This window comes from Occallatibacter gabretensis, assembly GCF_001449115.1.
GTDB classification, from domain to species: Bacteria; Acidobacteriota; Terriglobia; order Terriglobales; family Acidobacteriaceae; genus Telmatobacter; species Telmatobacter gabretensis.
The window spans coordinates 51,368-69,448 of the sequence record NZ_LAIJ01000009.1 but is presented as its reverse complement, the minus strand read 5'-3'; the positions used below and the strand labels follow the sequence as shown (position 1 = coordinate 69,448).

Genomic DNA, 18,081 nt, shown 5'->3' with positions numbered 1-18,081 from the left:
TTTTATGCCCGTCGCCCAGCTCACGCTCGAGATTCGTATTGAACATTCGCGGTCGCTCAAGGACCGGCGGCAGGTGGTGCGCTCGCTGAAGGATCAGTTGCGGCAGGGCTTCAATGCGTCCGTTGCGGAGATGGATGAGGACATCACCTGGCAGTCGGCGACTATCGGCATTGCGGCCATCTCGCGTTCGCGGGATTACCTGCATGGAATGATCGAGGAGATTGAGCGGGCGGCGCGGCGGATTTTGAACGAGCATGGGGCGGAGCTGATGGACTCGTTCTGGGAGTATCTGGAGAGCTGAGTTGCGCTTTTGTCTTAGGCAGCGTTTGGTTTTGCGAGACTCAGGGCAGAATTCTATGTAAGTTTATTGTTTCTAGCTATATAAGCCGCAAATGCAGTGTTTACTAAGTGCTAAACAATTTCGATTACTTTAGTGCAAATTAAGAAAAAAAGCAAATTCTTTCCTTTTTTTGTGCGGAACTGATTGGAAGAATTAAGGCCCGAATCTATAGATTCGGGCCTTCGTTCTTCTTCTCTGATTATGAGTAGAGCATATATGGGGGTAATTTTATGCAAAGTATTTGGAGGAGTTTTGGGTTACGAAAGGGCATTGGACTTTGGTAATGAGTGCAGGTGACAGGTTGAAGATGACAGGTTACAGAAAAAGCAAAAGCCAAAGCAGGTCCTTCGCTTTCCACCCCAGCAAACAAAGATCGCTTGCCGGGAACCCCGGTCCTCCGCCTGAAAGACGGCTATGGTCAGGATGACGACCTTTGGGTGGCTGGTTGAGGGGAGTGCTATCCCAGGTCTCAAAATCGAGACCTGGGGCACCCGGCTTTTGTGGGTGTCCAAAGAAAAAGCAAAAGTGGGTCCTTCCCTCCGCCTGAAAAACGGCTATGGTCAGGATGACGGCCTTTGTTGGGTAGTTGAAATGACTTATGACGGCAAAAAACAGCGGCGTGGACCAGAAGGTCCACGCCGCATTGTTGTGATGCGTTACGGTCTTAGAACTCGAACCTTGCCGCTACCTGGGTGGTACGTGCGCCGCCGAAGTCAGAGCCGAGTGTGCCGCTGATGACGCCGAAGCTGCCGGAGCTGAGATTCAAGTTCGGATCGCCGAGGTTGGCATGGTTAAGGACGTTGGTGAAGGTTCCTTCGATCTTGAGGCGGAACCTTTCGGTGATGGCGAAGGACTTGTTGAGTCCGCTCGAGAGATTGACGAGTCCGGGACCTTCAACGACGCCGTTGCGGGCGTTGCCGAAGCGGCCGATGGGCAGTGGATGCTCTGAGCCGGGGCCAAAGGCCTGGCGCTGAGACCCGTCTGCGTTGAAGCCGGCGCCGGTATAGCAGCCGTGGCCGGGGGTCCAGGAGGGATCGCCCGGGCAAGTGAATGCCGAGGGGTTGACCCATTGGTTGCGTTTCCTTGCGCCGGTTTTCCAGCTGACTCCCGATACCTGATCGGCGTACTGGGTACGGTGGGAGGGATCCCAGCCTTCGAGCGAGTCGTCGAGGCCGGAGCCGGTGCCGGAGGGGTCACCCTGACCATCCGGAAAGTAGGGCATGTTGTAGTTGCCGCTCTGCCAGGTGAAGATGTTGGTGAGGCGCCAGCCGCCGATGAAGGTATCGGCGATGCGGGACATTCCACCGCCGATTTGCTTGCCGCGACCGATGGGCAGGTCGTAGAGGCCGGTGGTGTTCCAGCGCAGGCGGCGGGTGCCGAAGACATCGCCGAAATCGGCCGCGCGGTCAATGACGGAGGTGGCACGGCTGCCGCCGCTTTCCCCTGCGAAGCCGTTGTTGCTCGGACCCTGGTTATCGGCCAGCGCCTTGGCCCATGTGAAGGTTGAGTTGTACTCGAGGCCGTGCTGGAGGCGATGTGTAGCCGCGAGCTGGGCCGAGTGGTAGCTTTCATTTGCGCCCGTCATGCGGTTGTTAATGCGACCCCAGTTGGGGAAGAGGCGCTGCGAGTAATCGGCATTGTAGGCCGAGAGGGTGGTCGAGAAGGGAAGCGAGTTTTCGTCGGGAGCCCAGATGAGCTGATGGGTCTCCGAACCGATGTAGGATGCGCGCACAGCATAGCCCTGGCCGAGATCGCGGTCGATGCTAAGCGACCACTGCTCAGTGTAGGGATCCTTCCAGTTTGCAGAGTTGGCGGTGCCGAAATAGCCCGTGCCGTAGGAGCCAACGCCTGCCGCGCCGCCCGAGCCGGCATACACCGTAGGCCAGGTCCAGGTAGGCTTGCAGGGCGCGCCGCCGCAGGAGGCAGTGGGGTTGTTGTTGTACTGCTGGGTGTACGCCTGGAGAGTTCCTGTGAGGGAGTAGAAGTTGGAGCCGAGCAAGTTGATGTTGTACATGCCGAAGCCCGCGCGGATGGCGGTCTTGTCATTGCCAAATGGGCGATACGCTACGCCGAAGCGGGGCATGAAGCGCAGATGAGGATACTTCTTGAGGCCGATGGGGTAACCGGCAGCCTCGTTATTCAGCACAGGCATGCAGGGCGCGCCGTTGACCACAGCGCTGTTGGTGTTATTCACGCCGTCGGGATCGCAGGCATTGGCCGATTGGAGGAAGGGCTGCGCGAGCAGGCTCTGGAAGCCCTTCATATAAATGGAGCGGCCTGCGAGCGGGAGGGAAGGATCGAAGTTGCCGATGTCGCCGCCCTTGTCGTGATAGCCAGGGTGCAGCTCATACCGGATGCCGTAAGAGAGGGTGAGGTTTTCGCTGACGCGCCAGTCGTCCTGGGCAAAGGCGTGGTAATGCTGTGAGACGCCATCGTTGTCCTGGGAGACGATGTCGTAGAAGGTGGAGTTGGGAATGCCGGTGAGGAAGTCGGCAAAGTCGATACCGGTGTAAACGCCCACGCTATTGCCGCCACCGTTGAAGTAATAGGTGCCGTAGTTGTCTGCGCCGTTGAAGCCGAGGGCGCTCTTGGCTTCGAGGGTCTGGATATCGACGCCGAACTTCATGGTATGGCGACCCTTGGTCCAGATCAGCGTGTCGCTGTAGATGCCGGTGAGCGAGTTGCTGAGGTTGGTGAGGCGATCCACTCCGAGGGTCTGGATGTTGTTGAAGTCCATCTCAGGGATGCCGTTGAAGTAGAGGTTCTGCAGGCCTATGAAGCCCTCTCCGTTGGTCCACGCATTTCCATTGAACGGATTGGTCTTACCGGTCCAGACGCGGGTGAAGGCGTAGCCGCCTTCGTTGATCAGGTTGGGCGAGATGGTCCAGTTCGTATCGACGCGGAGCACCTTGTTGGTGTTGACGTTCTGCGAGGACGGAACCAGGAGCTGTTCCGCCGAATTGACGGGGAAGTTCTTCTGGCTGTATCGGCCCCAGAGAAGAAACTTCTGGTTGGAGCCGAAGTACTTGTCGCCACGGACGTCGAACTGGTCGGAGTGCGCGCTGGCATCGACGTTGTGCGTCCAGTTGGGCACGTCGTTATCGACATAGATGGCGGGGTTACCGATGTTGGGAGCGGGGTAGAACTGCTTGAGAGTGGCGGCGGCAATGGGATTGATGCTCAGACCGCAATTGGCAAGGTTGGTTCCGCAGTTGGCGCCGGTGTTGGGATCGCGGAGGGTGATGGGTTTGCCGTTCGCGTCCGAGTAGCCGGAGAAGTCGCCCTGAATCATGCCGGTGGAGGGCACGACCTCCGACAGAACATTCTGTGCGGGGAAACGCCAGCCTTCGTAATCCACAAAGAAGAAGCTCTTGCCGTGGCCGTTATAGTGGGGCAGGATGACGGGGCCGCCGAAGGAGCCGCCGAAGGTGGTGCCGTGGTAGGAAGGCTTGGTGTAGGGAGTGAAGCTGTAAGGGGAGGCGTTCCAGTTGTTGTCCTGATAGTAGACGAAGGCCGAACCGTGAAATTTGTTGGTGCCGCCCTTGGTGGTGACGACGACCTGCGCCGGATCGCCGAATTCCGCGTTGGACATGACGCCGTCGGCGCGGATTTCATTGATGCCCTCAGTGGAGGGGAAGGCGTCGTTGATGTAGGTGCCGCCGCCGGCGTTCTTTGTCGTCACGCCGTCAACGGTCACGTCCATAGCGAAGGGCAGCGCGCCTTGGAGCGATACGCCGGACGGGTCAGCCTGCGCGCCGGGCAGGCTGCCGAGAATGGCCGCGGCCGAGGTGCCGCTGGAGCTGGCGCGAGTGTTGACGGGGAGACCGTTGGCGTCATCGGCGGTAAAGGTACCACTGATGGTGGGTGTGTCCGTCTGAATGGCGGAGACGGCGTCGCCGGAAACCTGCACCTGCTGCTGCACTGCGCCGACGGAGAGCTGGGCGTCGAGGCGGAGCTGCTGGCGGACTTCAAGGGTGAGATTGGTGATTTCGAACTTCTCGAATCCGGGGAACTCAGCGGTCAGCGTGTAGTGACCGGAGACGGCATCGGTGAAGGAGTAGTCTCCGTTGCCGGCGGATTTAGTAGTACGGACGGCGCCGAGGTCGGTGTTGGTGAGCGTAACGACTGCGCCCGGAATGACCGCTCCCTTTGCGTCTTTTACTACGCCGATGACGGAGCCTTGCGTCGCCTGCGAGCGCGCGGATGGACATGCGAGCACGAGAGCTATCAGCAGACCGAACGAGAAGAACAATCTCGCACCGGATCGCATCAAGGTGGATTTCTTTTCAGACATGGATTACTGCCTCCTCAAAAGAATGACCGTGTTTCGTTAGTAGGTTGTAGATTTGGGCCCTTGCACGTCTGGGGAAACGAAGCCAGGCCGATACGCAACGTTTAGATATCCCTGTGGAAGGGAGTGTAGGAGTAGTGCAGTTGGATCAGAATGAGCCTGATGAACTGGAATCAGCGTAATGAAAGTTGATTACGACGACATGAATTCCACGTGAGCGGCGTGTGAACGCAGGCCCGCAACACCGGGGGGCAGCCATATCCCTGCCATTTCTGTGCAAATCCCGGCGTTATAAAAACGATTCCCAGGCTACGTTTCCGTAACCGGGCTTCCATGACTTGGAATAATACGCCCTCAGTCGTTATCCGGCTTGCGAAGAGTGGACCGGGTGCGATTCAGGTGTTTGCTGATCTCATCCGCATCGTCCATATCCAGCAGCTCGGCTGCTTCGCGCTTGGTCTTTGGCTTGGCGATTTTGGCGTTCGCCGGGACAAAGATCCGCGGATCGGAGGCGACAGCGGAAAACGGCTCCATGTGCGGCACGCTATCGAAGATGCCGGTCATGGAGCCGGCCAGCGCGTCTTCAAGATTCATGGGGCCAAGCCCGAGAAGTCCGTCCATGGTGCGCGTGATGGAGCCGAAATCCGTATGGGAATGCGAAATGGAGCCGGGCTTGAGCCACGGGCTGGCAATGCCCAGAATGCTGCGATGGGCATCCACGTGGTCTATGCCGTCCTGCGCGTCGTCTTCGGTCACAAAGAGTGCCGAGTCGCGCCAGATGGATGTGGTGGAGAGATACTCCACAATCTTGCCGAGCGCCAGGTCGTTGTCCGCCACGTAGGAGGCGCGATACGGGTAGCCATCCTCAGGACGGGCGCGCGTGGTGTGGTCATTGGGAAGCCGGATCACGATCAGTGCGGGGATTTCGTTTTTGGCGAGGCGCGCGGAGAAATCTTTCTTGAACTCCTCAAAGCGAAGCTGGTCGGGAATGCCGAGGTTGAAGGTGGGGAAATTGCGGTCGGTTGCCTCAAAGACCGGGCGCGGAATCGGAGCGTTGAGATAGAGCCGCTGGCCTTCGGGGAAGGTTCCGTCACGCTCGTCGCCGCCTTCGACTTCAAGGCTCTCGCCGTAGTTCAAAATGCCCTTGCCGGATTTGTAGGAGTTAGCGATGTGCTCCCAGAGGGTGCCGAACTGCGGTTCATCTTCCGGCATGGGGGAATCCGCGCCGCCAAAGATCGCGCGTCGTCCTGGCTCCTCGCCGCCGCCTTTGCGCCGGTCGCCGTAACCGGAGCTCCATGCCGTGTTGAAGAACGGCGTCGGGTTCGCGCCCATGACCCAGCGATGCCCGTCGGCCGAGACATCGGAATCCACGTAGAAGTTGTCGCTGATGGCAAATCGCGCGGCAATCGCGTGCAGGTTCGGCGTGACCTTGAGATGCCGCACCTGCCTGTTCTCCGCCGTCCAGCCGTCCATGCCAAAGCGCGCGATGCTGGGGTCTCCGTTAGCGCCGGCAACGTCGCCGAGGACTTCATCGTAGGTGCGGTTCTCGCGCACAATCAGGAAGCAATGCTTGAGATGCGGAAGCTGCGCGCGCTCGCGGGATGCAACCAGGTTTGCGTCGAGAACGGTCTTGGTCAGGGACTCCGCGCCGGGCAGTGCGCTTAGTTCAAGAATCGAAAGACTGCCGTAGTCGAGCGAGCCAACATATGTCGGCAAAAACAAATCGTAGTTTTTGCCGCCATTTGGCCCCGCGCCTTTGCCCTTCGCGTTGGTCACGTAGAGGAATTTTCCGTCCGGCGAAAAGGCGAGGGCTGAAGGGTTCCAGCCGACGGGTATGTGCTCGATCACGCGGAGATTCGTTTCATCCGGATTGGCCGCGTCGGGATCCGCCGGCGCGAGAACGCCGACCGCGTTGATGCCGGACTCAGCCACATACACGCGGCCACCCTGGACGGCAATGCCGCTCGGCATCACGCCGCGCAGTGGACGGCCATTGCCATCCTTGAACTCAGGCGCGGTAAACGGCGACAGCTCGGTCTGCGCGAGAAGCGTTTTGCCGTCTATGCTGACCTTTGCCACCGCGTCCTGGTGCGCCAGCGCTACATACACCGCTGTTGCATCGGCTGCCAAGCCGGTTGGCGCTGCTCCGCCGATTGTCGCGCCGCGTTCTTCGGTAATCTTCGTGCCCAGGCGCAGCTTCGCCGTAATCGCCGGGCTGGCCGGATTGCTGATCTCGTAAGTCCACAGAGAGCTGCCTTCGGCGGAGTTCTCATCGCCGAGACCTGGAACCTTCTTGCCTTCCACCGTTGTGCCTTCGCGCGCGGCTTTCGAGGGGTATCCAAAGGGCGGAAAGCGCAGACCGGGATCATGCTGCGCATCGCGCGGACTTCCATCTGAATTTTTGATCGATGTGTACTCGAAGAGCCCGGTGTTGGTCACATAAAGCCGCTTGCCATCTGGAGACAGCGCCAGCGCATACGGATAGCGGCCTGTGGGAACGGATGTAATCCGCGCAAGCCGCGCGCCATCCTCGCCTGCGACGCTCAGAATCACTACGCGCCAGTTTCCCTGATCGAGAACAAAGAGCGTCTTTCCGTCCGCAGAAGCTACAAGCGTGGCCGCGAAGCTGTTTTTGTAGGCTTTGTTCCCGATTGTCCCGTCCAGCGAGAGTTCTCCGGCCTTGGTCCAATTGGCCGTGCGATAGACGGCGACTTTACCCGAATCGCCCGTGGCCACGTACAGCAGCTTTCCATCCGGCGAGTAGGCAAGCCCCGCATGGACCTCAATCTCCGGCTTGTTGTTTTCGCCCTTTGGCATCCGCATGGCAGTGAGGCTCGCGGACTGCGGCGCATCCACCACGTTCAGCGCAAACGGAAACCCGATCGAGGGAATCGCAATCTGGCCGCCATCTGGCCGCACGGCCAGCGCAAACGGGTACGGTGCGAGCTGAATCCACTTGCCCGCCGGGCGAATCTCGCGTCCGTTGGGAAGAACAGCAGTGGCAGTCTGAGCCGGTGCGATTACGGACGTCAGCGCGGCTGCTGCAATCGAAGCGATGAAAAGGTAACGGTAAACCGGGGATGAAAACATTGGATTCAGTATCCACCGTGGCGTACCCCCCGCATATTTCAGTTGTGTAAAGGATTGCAGCATTCTCCGCAACCTCTTTCGTTCCATGGGGTTCATACTAAAATGCGAGCACGGAAGAAAGCCTCAAAAATCGTGCTTTGTCGATCCCGGAGTCTGGCCCGGGAATGAGTCCAAACATCCAGTCCAAACGTCGGGCATATAGCAGGCCTTTCATCCGGGATTGACCCATTCCGGGTTTGACCAATTAGGAGTTGTGAATGCGTTCAAGAGCAGCAATCACCGTTGCCTCGGTTCTTCTTGCAGTATCAGCACTGCCTATCCTCTCTCAGACCGCGCCTGCGCCGGCTTCCTCCGGCGCGGCCGAGCAGGAGCCTATTCTGCGCCTCGAAGTGCGGCGTATTCCCGTTGACGTTGTCGTGCTCGATAAGCAGGGCAATCCGGTGAAGGGGCTTACCGCGGCGGACTTTGAGGTGAAAGAAGGCGGCGAGGTGCAGGCAATCAAGTCCTTCGACGTCACGGATAGCTCCGGACCCACCTACACTCCGCCCAAGCTGCCCACACTGCCTGCCAATACCTTTGTCAATATTCCGGATACGCCAGAGCGCGGCCCGCTCTACATCCTGTACTACGACGTTGTAAACACGACGCCGGAGGAGCAGATGAGCTTTCACAAGCAGCTGTTCAGTTTTGTGGACAACGCGCAGCCAGACACGCGGATGATGCTGATTGTGAATACGGACCGGATGCATATCCTGCAGGGCTTTACTACGGACCACGATCTGATCAAACAGGCACTTCTGGGCAATGGGCCCGGGCCGCATGTGCCGCAGGTTTTCACCTCGGGCAACAACTACGGACGGTGGGACGCGCGCTCCGCCCTGGGCAACCTGAACTGGATTGCTGAGTACATGAGCGGCATTCCGGGGCGCAAGAATCTGATCTGGCTATCGTCGGAGTTTCCTATTCCTGTTTCGCCCTCGCTGGTGGGGTCCAATGTGATGGCGCAAGGCGGCGCGCCTGCCAACTCCAGCGCCGGCGGAGGCGGGCCACAGATGCTTGACCTTTCCGGTCTGCTGGCGGACACCATGAAGACTACTTACTCGAACATGATGAAGAGCCAGGTCGCTCTCTATCCTGTTGATCTGGGTGGCTCGACAGGAAATCTCGTGAAGTTTGACCAGATGGATATGATTGCCCAGTCCACCGGAGGCCGCGCTTACTATAGCGACAATCACACCAGTGAATTGATCGACAAGGCTGTAGTGCATGGAGAGAGCTACTACACGCTGACCTATGCGCCGGAGAAGGACTTCAACGGCGACGCGCGTCATATCCAGGTAAAGCTTGTGGGCAATCATTCCGATTTAAAGATCACCTATCGTACGCTCTATTACGCTGTGGCCGATGATGACAAGGACCTGGACACGCTGCACAAGAAAGATGTTGTGCAGGAGCGGTTCCTGAAGGCCAAGGCTGCGGACACGCTCTATGCGAACATGGAGCACGGCGCGCCCATGGTGCATGATCTGCTCTTCAGCGCGCATCTCTCGACTGTGGGCAAATTGCACATGGCCTCAGATGCCGAGATGCTGGCGCTGCAGGACTCGCCCGCGTTCTTCCGCACGCGCAAGCCCACCAGCAAGCCGCTTAGGCCGCCGCCTGCTGTTCATCTGCAGAGATACCGCATCGATTATGGCGTCATCGATCCCGAGCTTCGGCGCATCGAGTCCGTTCCCGGCACAGCGCCCACCATTGAGTTTGCAGTATCGGCATTTAACAAAGAGGGATCGACGTTGAACTGCGTGTTGAACCAGGGCACTCCCGCCGGCGCCGGCACAACCACAGATGCAAATGGAAAGAAGCAGGGAGCGATTTTCCGCGCCGAACAGGAGCTTGAAGTTCCCGAGAGCGCCACGTATATCCGCGTTGCCGTGCGCGACATGACCACCAACCGCACTGGTGTATTGGAAGCCACGCTGCCGCTCAAGCCGGAGAAGCAGATCGCGGAGAAGAACTGAGGAGTCGTCTCAGCAAAATGAAAGGGCGGCAGCACTGAGGCTGCCGCCCAAAATAAGACTCACCAAATGTGTGTGAGGCTTTCAGGAGACAACCCAAGATTAGCCCCTGTCCTGAACGGCGTCATGGGCCGCACGAGTGAGGCCAGGGTCCACCCAAAGGTTGACCTTGCAAACGCGAAATCAGCGCGTAAATACAAGGAGTTATTCGCAATGGCACGCCCCAATCGGGTGTCAAAGCGATACCCTTGTGGCAGCACATTGAGCCATTTCCGGACCAATTCGTTCCGAGCTGATTCGCTGTGGCCCATCCTGCGTCTTTGCGCTTCGCTCTGTGCTGTCATGTTCCTGCTGGCCGCGGCTGCATGCGCGTTGGTTCCCGCTACTCCGCTCAGCAGCATGAACCGCCAGAGCTGGGCCATGGAAAACGGCCTGCCGCAAAATACGGTTCATGCTATTGCGCAGACGTCGGATGGCTATCTATGGCTGGGCACGGAGGCCGGCCTGGTCCGCTTTGACGGCGTGCAGTTCGCTGTCTTTGATCGCGCCTCAAAGCCTGCTCTGCCGGACAACGATGTTCGCTGCCTGCTGGCTGCCTCGGATGGCGCGCTGTGGATTGGTACTGCCGACGGGCTGGCGCGGCTGGATCATGGCACGGTCACTGTCTACACCACCGCCAATGGACTGCCCGCAAATGCAATCCACGGGCTTGTGATGTCTGGAAATGATATGGCCATCATTGAAACTGTGGCCGGCACGGTGGGCATTCGCGGCGGCAAGATACTGCCGCCCATGGAAGATATGCCGGTCGTAGAGGATGCCGCAAACCTCACTGTTTTGCTGTCCAACGGGGAATTTGCCAGTGCAAGTCTCGGCAGGCTTGAACTTTTGCGCAACGGACACAAGGTTGCGCAATTCTCCACCGATATTGAGCTTCCCGGCTCACGCATTCAGACGTTGCTTGCGGACCGCGAAGGCGCGCTCTGGATCGGCACGAATCGTGGCCTCGCACGCATCGTAGACGGCAAGCCTGAATTTAAAGTCGACAAGCTGCCGGTCACGGATCCGCTGGCAAGCGCCTCCATCGTTAGCTTGTTTGAAGACCGCGAAGGCAACATCTGGATTGGCACGGAAACCAGTGGCCTGCATGTGCTGCGCGATCAGCGATTCCTGAGCATCGGCGCGCCCGAGGGCCTGAGCTCGGACGAGACAACCGCTCTTGTAGAAGACGGCGCGGGCAAGCTATGGATCGGCACCAACGGCGGGGGCCTGAATGCGCTGCGGATCACAAAAGAAGACTGGGGCAACAGCGCCGGCCTCGCCACATCCTATGTTGTGCCCGATGTGCTGCTCAGCAAGGTGATTCTTTCGCTCGCTCCGGCACGTGGCCCTGACGACATTCCTGCGCTGTGGGTGGGCACGCCGGATGGCCTGAACCGCGTTCGCGGCAGCGCGGTGGACTCGTTCACTTCAGCAGATGGCCTGCCGGATGATTTCATTCGCTCGCTGCTTGTGGATCGCGACGGCTCGCTGTGGGTTGGCACGCGGCACGGGCTGGCGCACTGGAACTTCTCGCCGGATGGGCGTACCGTTGTGCGCCGCAAAACCTTTACGCACGCTGATGGTCTCGGCAACGATCTTGTCGGTGCGCTCGCTCGTGACACGCACGGCGATCTTTGGATTGCCACGCTTGCCGGGCTCTCGCGCCTGAGCGGCGGAAAGATCACGAACTACACCACGGCAGACGGACTTTCAAGCAACGTGATCACGGCTCTGCATCCACGTGGTGATGGCACTCTGCTCATCGGCACCGAGGACCGCGGATGGAATCTCTGGGACAAGCGAGGTTTCCATCCCGTGCAGGGAGGTTCGGATCACGCTGCCATTCATGCCATTCTCGATGATGGCGTGGGGCATCTCTGGTTCGCCACAGGCAATGGCATCGCGCGCTGCGATGCGGCTGGACTCAGCACGAATGCCTGCCCCAACTGGATCGAGTTCGGGATTGCGGATGGGCTCCGCAGCCGCGGAATGTCTACCAACGGGCATCCGGCTGCATGGCGCTCTGCCGATGGGAGACTCTGGTTCGCTACGCCGAAGGGCCTCATTGCGGTTGATCCCGCGCATTTTCCCGTCAATACAGTGCCGCCGCCTGTGAGTATTGAGCGCTTCACGATTGATGACGCGGACCAAGCGTTGCACGCGGCAGACTCTTTGTTGAGTGTGGAGTCGGGAAGAGTCCATTTCGAGTTCGACTACGCGGCCATGAGTTTTACGGCTCCGCAAAAAGTACGCTACCGCTATATGCTGGAGGGCTTTGACAAGGCATGGACGGATGCCGGCTCGCGCCGCACCGCATATTACACCAACATTCCGCCCGGCACATACACCTTTCGCGTGCAGGCCGCCAACAATGACGGCGTATGGAACACGACTGGCGCTGCGCTGCGTTTTGAGCTGCGTCCGCGTTTCTATCAAACCATCTGGTTCTACGTTCTGCTCGGTCTCGCGCTCATTCTGCTCATCATTCTCGCGCTGCGGTATCGCCTGCGCCGCGCGGAGCGCGAGTTTGGCGCAGTTCTTGCTGAGCGCAGCCGCATTGCGCGCGAGATTCATGACACCCTGGCGCAGGGATACGTCGGCGTCAGCGTTCAGCTTGAGGTGCTCAGCGAGCTGCTGCGCCGTAATCGTCTTGACGCCGCGCAGACGCAGCTTGATTCCACGCGCGAAACCGTGCGGGAGGGCCTTGCCGATGCGCGCCAGTCCATCTGGGCGCTGCGCTCGCAGGATGCCGGCGAGACTACGCTGCCCGTGCGTCTGCGGCGCATCGTGGAGCAGGCAAGCGGCAACGGGCTGGATGCGCGCTTCAATATTCACGGCGCATATCGCGCTTTCGACACGGCCACCGAGCAGGAGATTCTCCGCATCGCGCAGGAAGCCATCCATAATGGAAAGAGCCATGCTCGCGCGCCGCATCTGTGGGTGCGGCTGGATTACATCCCCGGCGAAGCGGCGCTTGAAGTGCGCGACGATGGGCAGGGCTTTGTGCCGCCGGTGGCAGACGGGCGCGTCGAGTCGCCTCCGGGGCACTATGGATTGACCGGCATGCGCGAGCGCGCCGAAGGCATTGGCGGTGTGCTGGAGGTTGAGAGCTCGCCGGGTGAAGGCACCGCGGTTCGCTTGCGAATTCCGGTGCGGAAGGACGCGCTTATGGATGTGCCCAGGGATGCGAAGGAGAAGTCATGACAGCGGAACCCATTCGAGTTTTAGTCGTAGAAGATCACCACGTGGTGCGCCAGGGCCTTGTGGCGCTGCTCAGCGTTGCCGATGGACTTGAGGTTGTCGGCCAGGCCGCCGACGGTGTTGAGGCCATCACGCAGTTCCGCAAGCATCAGCCGGCCATTACGCTCATTGACCTGCGCCTGCCGCGGCTCTCCGGCGTTGACGTCATCGAACGCATTCGCATGGAGTCGCCCGGCGCGCGCTTCATCGTGCTCACCACATACGACGGCGACGAGGACATCTATCGCGCTCTGCAGGCCGGCGCGCGCTCCTATCTGCTCAAAGGCATGACCAGCGAAGAACTCATTGCCGCCATTCGCACAGTGCACGCGGGCAGGCAGCATATTCCTCCTGCCGTGGCGCAGCGGCTTGCCGAACGCGTGGGCACGGAAGAGCTCACCCAGCGCGAGTTCGATGTGCTCGAACAGATTGTGCACGGCAAGAGCAACAAGGAGATTGCGGTGGAGTTGCTGATCTCTGAGGCCACCGTGAAGACTCACATCAACAGTCTGCTCTCGAAGCTCGGTGTAAGCGACCGCACGCAGGCGGCCACGGCTGCCATTCAACGCGGCATTATTCCGCTCGAATCCCTGCCGAGGCAGCGCCAGTGATATTTTTCCGACGATGGATTCCGGCGGCCCTGCTTCTTGTATCGCTGAGCGTTGGCGTCTCCGCGCAGCACGGCGGCTGGCGGCAGGCCTCGGAATCCGAGCTTGCATCGCTTCTGCCCGCGCGCGCCACGGTGGAGAAGGAACACATTGAAACCGAGATGCGCACTGCCACTGGCATTGTGGACTCTCACGGACGCTTTATCGCCGGGGTGGTGTTGCTCACTGCGGGTTATTCCGCGGAAGGGAAGTACTCGCATTACCTCGTTGTACAGGCACCCATCAAAATTGGCGGCGTGACGCTCAAGCCCGGCGAGTACGCATTCGGCTGGACGCGGGATGATTCCGGCGAGGCGCTCAGTGTGCATTTTCACGTTGCGGAGACAGGAGTGCTGGTGGGTACGGCGGAAGCCAAGCACATGACCGGAACGCAGGCTGTAGAAAGCCTGCACATCTGGCCGCCGTCGGAGCACTCCATCATCCAGATCGGCCGCTTTGCCGTTCCCTACGAAATCCAGGGGCAGTAAGGATCCAGGAGCAGTGAAAGCTTTAATCTATTTTCAGCACGCATGAAATCTTTCTTCAAAATTCTGACCCCGCTGCTTGTCTTTTCGTTTGTACCTGTCTTCGCGCAGGTTCCCGCGCCGCTCTACGATCCGCAAACCATGACCACACTCGGCGACGAGCTCTTTCGGGACTCCGGCGCCACCGGCCTGGTTCTCGTCATCGTCCATGACAACCAGGTCTTCTTTCACGGATACGGTGAAACCGCTCCCGGCTCTCACCAGATCCCCACGCGGGATTCAGTGGTGCGGATCTGCTCGCTCACGAAAATCTTCACGGCAGATCTTCTCACCAAGCTGGTTGCCGGCAAAACTGTGAAGCTCACGGACCCGCTGCAGCGTTTTGCTCCGCCGCATACGATCGTACCCAAGCGCGTAAGAGCCATCATGCTCTCTGACCTTGCCACTCATACTTCCGGTCTGCCGCGCGAGGTCAGCGGCGCTCCCCGCAACACGCCGCACTTTACATTTCCGGATTACGCTACGCGCTGGCGCTGGCTGCCAGATCAGCATCTCAGCGCCACTCCCGGCACCGCCGCTCTTTATTCCAATGTCGCGTACGATTTTCTGGGCGATGCCTTGCAGTCCGCCGCTCACCAGCAGTATGCGGCCCTGCTTACCGCGCGCACGCTCAAGCCGCTCCGCATGTACAACACTACTTATTTCCCAACTGCGGCTCAATGCAATCGTCTGCTCCACAGCGGCTCGCGTGACGACGGCCCGTGCACCTCTACCGAAGAATCCGCGGGCAGCTCCGGCCTCTACTCCACAGCGAGCGATATGGAAATCTGGCTGAAATACTTGCTCGGAACAGGCGCGCCCGCACAGGATCCCGCGGCCCAAGGCGTCTATATCCAGGCGTCGAACCTTGTCCGTCAGCAGGGACTCGATCGCGCAGGTGAACCAACCGGCCTTGGCCTGGGATGGATGCATCTGCTGCCACCCAGCAGCCCTTCGCACATCGTCGAAAAGACCGGCGGCGGCGCCGGTTTTGTAACCTATATCGCGATCAACCATGCGCGCAACGCGGCCATCTTCTTTGCCGCCACGGATGGTCCCAGCAGACCCAAACCAAACCGGTCCAAGCCCGCCCAGCCTAAACCTGCAACACCCGGGCAAGGCGCGCCCGTCCAGCACGTCAATCTCTTCTACGCCGCCAACAATCTTCTGCTTACCGTCTCCGGTCTGCCGCCGCTACCGCCTCCGCCGCCCAGGCCGGCCCACGGCGTAGCGCACAAGCATGTGCACGCGCACAGTCAGAAGAAGCAGTAGTCAGAAAACCTATAAGCAATAGAAAAGGCGCAACCCGCGCTCGCGGATTACGCCTTTTGTTTTCGATCTCCCTGCTTACTCGTACCGCAGAGCCTCAATAGGGTCCAGGCTTGCCGCCTTCCATGCGGGATAGATGCCGAAGACCAGTCCGATCAGCGCCGACACGCAGAAGGCAACCACAACCCAGGTGGTTGAGAGCGCCGCATGCAGGAACGGCACCGCAAAGTGCAGGATCAGCGTGAACAGTGCGCCCGCCAGGATGCCGATAATGCCTCCCACGGCGCACAGCGCCACTGCTTCCAGGGTGAACTGCAGGAGAATATTTTTCTTCGTCGCGCCAATTGCCTTGCGGATGCCGATCTCTCGCGTGCGCTCCGTGACAGAGACAAGCATGATGTTCATCACGCCCACGCCGCCCACCATCAGGCCTACGCTCGATACGGCAATCATGAACAGGAACAGCGATCCCGTCAGCGAGTTCCACAGCCGGCTCAGAGAGTCGGGGCCAAAGATGGCGAAGTTGTCGTCCTGCTGCACGCGCAGGCCGCGGCGCACGCGCAGCAGCTCGCGCACTTCTTCAATGACAGCGTCCTTATGCTTGGGGTCGTCGTACTTCACCACCAGCCAGTAGTCCTTGACCTCTGGATGAATCTGGCGGAAGGTTTCAAGCGGCAGATAGACGGAGTTGTCCTGCTGGTTGCGGCCGCTGCCAAAAGGCTGTGGCTGCTTGTCCAGCACACCGATCACGGTATAGATGGTTCCATGCACATCCACATCCTGGCCAATGGCTGACTTGTCGGGGAAGAGATCCCCAGCCGCGTCGTGGCCCAGTACGGCAACCTTTGCAGCGCGCTCTTCTTCAGAATCCGTGAAGATGCGGCCTTCCGTCAGCTTGATGTCATTGACCTCGGTGATCTGCGAGGTAACGCCGGAGACAATCGTGTTGGAGATGCGGTGCGATCCAGCCTTGACTGAGAGTCCTCCCAGACCAGTTTGAAAGTTCTGGTCCGTCAGCTCAGGATCCACTGCCGCTACGTAAGGCAGGCTGCGGATGGCTATCGCGTCGTCATACGTAAGCCTCTTGCGATTGAGCTCTTCCGTGGTGGGCCGCTGGCCGAACGGCTCAAAGTGGAAGACCCAAAGCGCATTGGTGCCCAGCCGCTTTACAAAGTCGTCGATATTTGTATTCAGCCCGTTAATGGCCGATGAAATCAGAATCACAGTACAGATGCCGATACTGATGCCGAGAATGGTCAGCCCCGAGCGCAGCTTGTTCTTGCGCAGCGTGTCAAAGGCCAGCTTGATGGACTCCTGAGTATCAGCAAATTTCATAACTCTGCCCTCAGCGCGGTAATCGGGTCGAGCTGGGCTGCCTTGTAAGCCGGATAAATGCCGAAGAACAGGCCCACGGCCGTCGCCACAAAAAGGCTCAGGATGACTGACCACAACTCAACTGACGACGGGAAGGAAATCGCCAATGTGATTCCCTTGGCCACGGCAATGCCTAGAAGAATCCCCATGATTCCCCCCATAGCGGAAAGCATCGATGACTCGATCAGGAACTGCCGCAGAATGTCGTTACGCTTGGCGCCCAGCGCTTTGCGCACGCCAATCTCGCGTGTGCGCTCCGTAACGGCCACCAGCATGATGTTCATGATCACAATGCCGCCTACCACCAGTGAGATGGATGCGATTGCCGCTACGACTGCGCCAAAGTTGTTCAGAATATTGCCCAGCAGATCCTGGAACGTCGAACTCGTGTCAATCGTGAAAGCGTCTTTTGTCCCCGGAGCCAGGTGCCGCTGCGTGCGCATGATCGTTCGGAGCTGATCCATCACGTTGTCCATGACCGAACCGCCCCCACCCGCATCCACATAGACAGTCATGGTGGCATGCGTGCCGTACTCATGCAGATAAGCCGTCAGCGGAACCGCTACCCAGTTATCCATGCTGCTGCCGAACATCTTGCCCTGCGCCTCGCCCACGCCGATCACCGTGTATGGCGAGCCGTCCACGCGAATCTCCTTGCCAAGCGGATCGCCCGCACCGAGCATGTTGTCCACAATATCCGCGCCCACAATGGCTACATGCGCAGCATGCTCGTCTTCAGACTGCGTAAAAATGCGGCCTACCGTAATGTTCTGGTTCGAGATCGCGGGCATCGTCCACGTCCAGCCGCGAATCGACGTGTCCGTCGTGCTCTCCTTGCCGTATACAACCTTGCCCACGGAGGTACGCTGCGCGCCCACCGATGCACAGAGCGAGCATTCCTCAAGAATCGCCCTGTAATCGTCGTAGAGCACGTCCTTGCGCTTCTGGAATTCCAGGTACTCTTCCATGGTCATGAAGTTGTCAGGCATCTTGTTTACGGTGACTGTCGCCGCGCCGTAAGTGTTCAGCTTGGAGGTGACAAACTGCTTTGCGCCATTGGTCAGCGTGACAACGGTAATTACCGACGCGACGCCGATGATGACCCCAAGCAGCGTCAGAATCGAGCGCAGCTTGTTGGCCCACAGCGATTGCATTGCCAGTCGAAATGCTTCAATCCATTGCATCGTTCGCTCTCTGGAACTCTCCGCCGGGTGCGCACGCGCCTGGCTTGATTGCAGCTGAAAAGAAT

At 59.4% G+C, this 18,081-nt stretch carries 10 protein-coding genes; 6 read left to right on the top strand and 4 right to left on the bottom strand.

From position 1 onward, the window contains the following. Positions 1 to 4: 4 nt before the first annotated feature. Positions 5 to 301, top strand: a complete 297-nt coding sequence (locus VO84_RS06745; protein ID WP_058186727.1) for a DUF503 domain-containing protein — start codon at positions 5 to 7, stop codon at positions 299 to 301. A gap of 703 nt (positions 302 to 1,004) precedes the next feature. Here VO84_RS06745 and VO84_RS06740 read toward each other — a convergent pair. Both VO84_RS06740 and VO84_RS06735 read right to left on the bottom strand, forming a co-directional pair. Continuing rightward, positions 1,005 to 4,634, bottom strand: a complete 3,630-nt coding sequence (locus VO84_RS06740) for a TonB-dependent receptor (RefSeq protein WP_058186725.1) — start codon at positions 4,632 to 4,634, stop codon at positions 1,005 to 1,007. A 351-nt stretch (positions 4,635 to 4,985) separates the two neighbouring features. After that, positions 4,986 to 7,721 (bottom strand): bifunctional YncE family protein/alkaline phosphatase family protein, encoded by a 2,736-nt coding sequence (locus VO84_RS06735; RefSeq protein ID WP_058186722.1) that lies wholly within the window; start codon positions 7,719 to 7,721, stop codon positions 4,986 to 4,988. Positions 7,722 to 7,978: 257 nt separating this feature from the next. Here VO84_RS06735 and VO84_RS06730 point away from each other — a divergent pair, with 257 nt between their 5' ends. The 5 genes from VO84_RS06730 to ampH all read left to right on the top strand — a co-directional run bounded on the left by VO84_RS06730 (position 7,979) and on the right by ampH (position 15,461). Then, complete coding sequence (locus VO84_RS06730; protein ID WP_058186720.1) at positions 7,979 to 9,739, top strand: VWA domain-containing protein; 1,761 nt, start codon at positions 7,979 to 7,981, stop codon at positions 9,737 to 9,739. A gap of 339 nt (positions 9,740 to 10,078) precedes the next feature. Continuing rightward, a complete protein-coding gene (locus tag VO84_RS06725; RefSeq protein ID WP_058186718.1) occupies positions 10,079 to 12,982 on the top strand; it encodes a sensor histidine kinase in 2,904 nt (967 codons plus the stop codon). After that, on the top strand, positions 12,979 to 13,629 hold the full coding sequence (locus VO84_RS06720; protein WP_058186717.1) for a response regulator: 651 nt from the start codon (positions 12,979 to 12,981) through the stop codon (positions 13,627 to 13,629). Before VO84_RS06725 ends, VO84_RS06720 begins: the two co-directional genes overlap by 4 nt. Further along, positions 13,626 to 14,153, top strand: coding sequence for a hypothetical protein (locus tag VO84_RS06715; RefSeq protein ID WP_231737815.1), 528 nt, complete (start codon positions 13,626 to 13,628; stop codon positions 14,151 to 14,153). The genes VO84_RS06720 and VO84_RS06715 overlap by 4 nt, the downstream gene beginning before the upstream one ends. Positions 14,154 to 14,195: 42 nt before the next feature. Continuing rightward, positions 14,196 to 15,461, top strand: a complete 1,266-nt coding sequence (gene ampH, locus VO84_RS06710; protein ID WP_058186715.1) for a D-alanyl-D-alanine-carboxypeptidase/endopeptidase AmpH — start codon at positions 14,196 to 14,198, stop codon at positions 15,459 to 15,461. Between the two features lie 75 nt (positions 15,462 to 15,536). On the opposite strand, the gene VO84_RS06705 is transcribed toward ampH, so the two are convergent. Beyond that, positions 15,537 to 16,793 carry an ABC transporter permease gene (locus tag VO84_RS06705; RefSeq protein ID WP_058186713.1) on the bottom strand — a complete coding sequence of 419 codons (1,257 nt, stop codon included), beginning with the start codon at positions 16,791 to 16,793 and terminating at the stop codon, positions 15,537 to 15,539. Next, positions 16,790 to 18,016, bottom strand: a complete 1,227-nt coding sequence (locus VO84_RS06700; protein WP_058186711.1) for an ABC transporter permease — start codon at positions 18,014 to 18,016, stop codon at positions 16,790 to 16,792. The genes VO84_RS06705 and VO84_RS06700 overlap by 4 nt, the downstream gene beginning before the upstream one ends. Positions 18,017 to 18,081 lie beyond the last annotated feature (65 nt).

Excerpts from the sequence above, each read along its gene's own strand:
- VO84_RS06745 (WP_058186727.1), top strand. The coding sequence starts at position 5 with ATGCCCGTCGCCCAGCTCACGCTCGAGATTCGTATTGAACATTCGCGG.
- VO84_RS06740 (WP_058186725.1), bottom strand. The coding sequence starts at position 4,634 with ATGTCTGAAAAGAAATCCACCTTGATGCGATCCGGTGCGAGATTGTTC.
- VO84_RS06735 (WP_058186722.1), bottom strand. The coding sequence starts at position 7,721 with ATGTTTTCATCCCCGGTTTACCGTTACCTTTTCATCGCTTCGATTGCA.
- VO84_RS06730 (WP_058186720.1), top strand. The coding sequence starts at position 7,979 with ATGCGTTCAAGAGCAGCAATCACCGTTGCCTCGGTTCTTCTTGCAGTA.
- VO84_RS06725 (WP_058186718.1), top strand. The coding sequence starts at position 10,079 with ATGTTCCTGCTGGCCGCGGCTGCATGCGCGTTGGTTCCCGCTACTCCG.
- VO84_RS06720 (WP_058186717.1), top strand. The coding sequence starts at position 12,979 with ATGACAGCGGAACCCATTCGAGTTTTAGTCGTAGAAGATCACCACGTG.
- ampH (WP_058186715.1), top strand. The coding sequence starts at position 14,196 with ATGAAATCTTTCTTCAAAATTCTGACCCCGCTGCTTGTCTTTTCGTTT.
- VO84_RS06705 (WP_058186713.1), bottom strand. The coding sequence starts at position 16,793 with ATGAAATTTGCTGATACTCAGGAGTCCATCAAGCTGGCCTTTGACACG.
- VO84_RS06700 (WP_058186711.1), bottom strand. The coding sequence starts at position 18,016 with ATGCAATGGATTGAAGCATTTCGACTGGCAATGCAATCGCTGTGGGCC.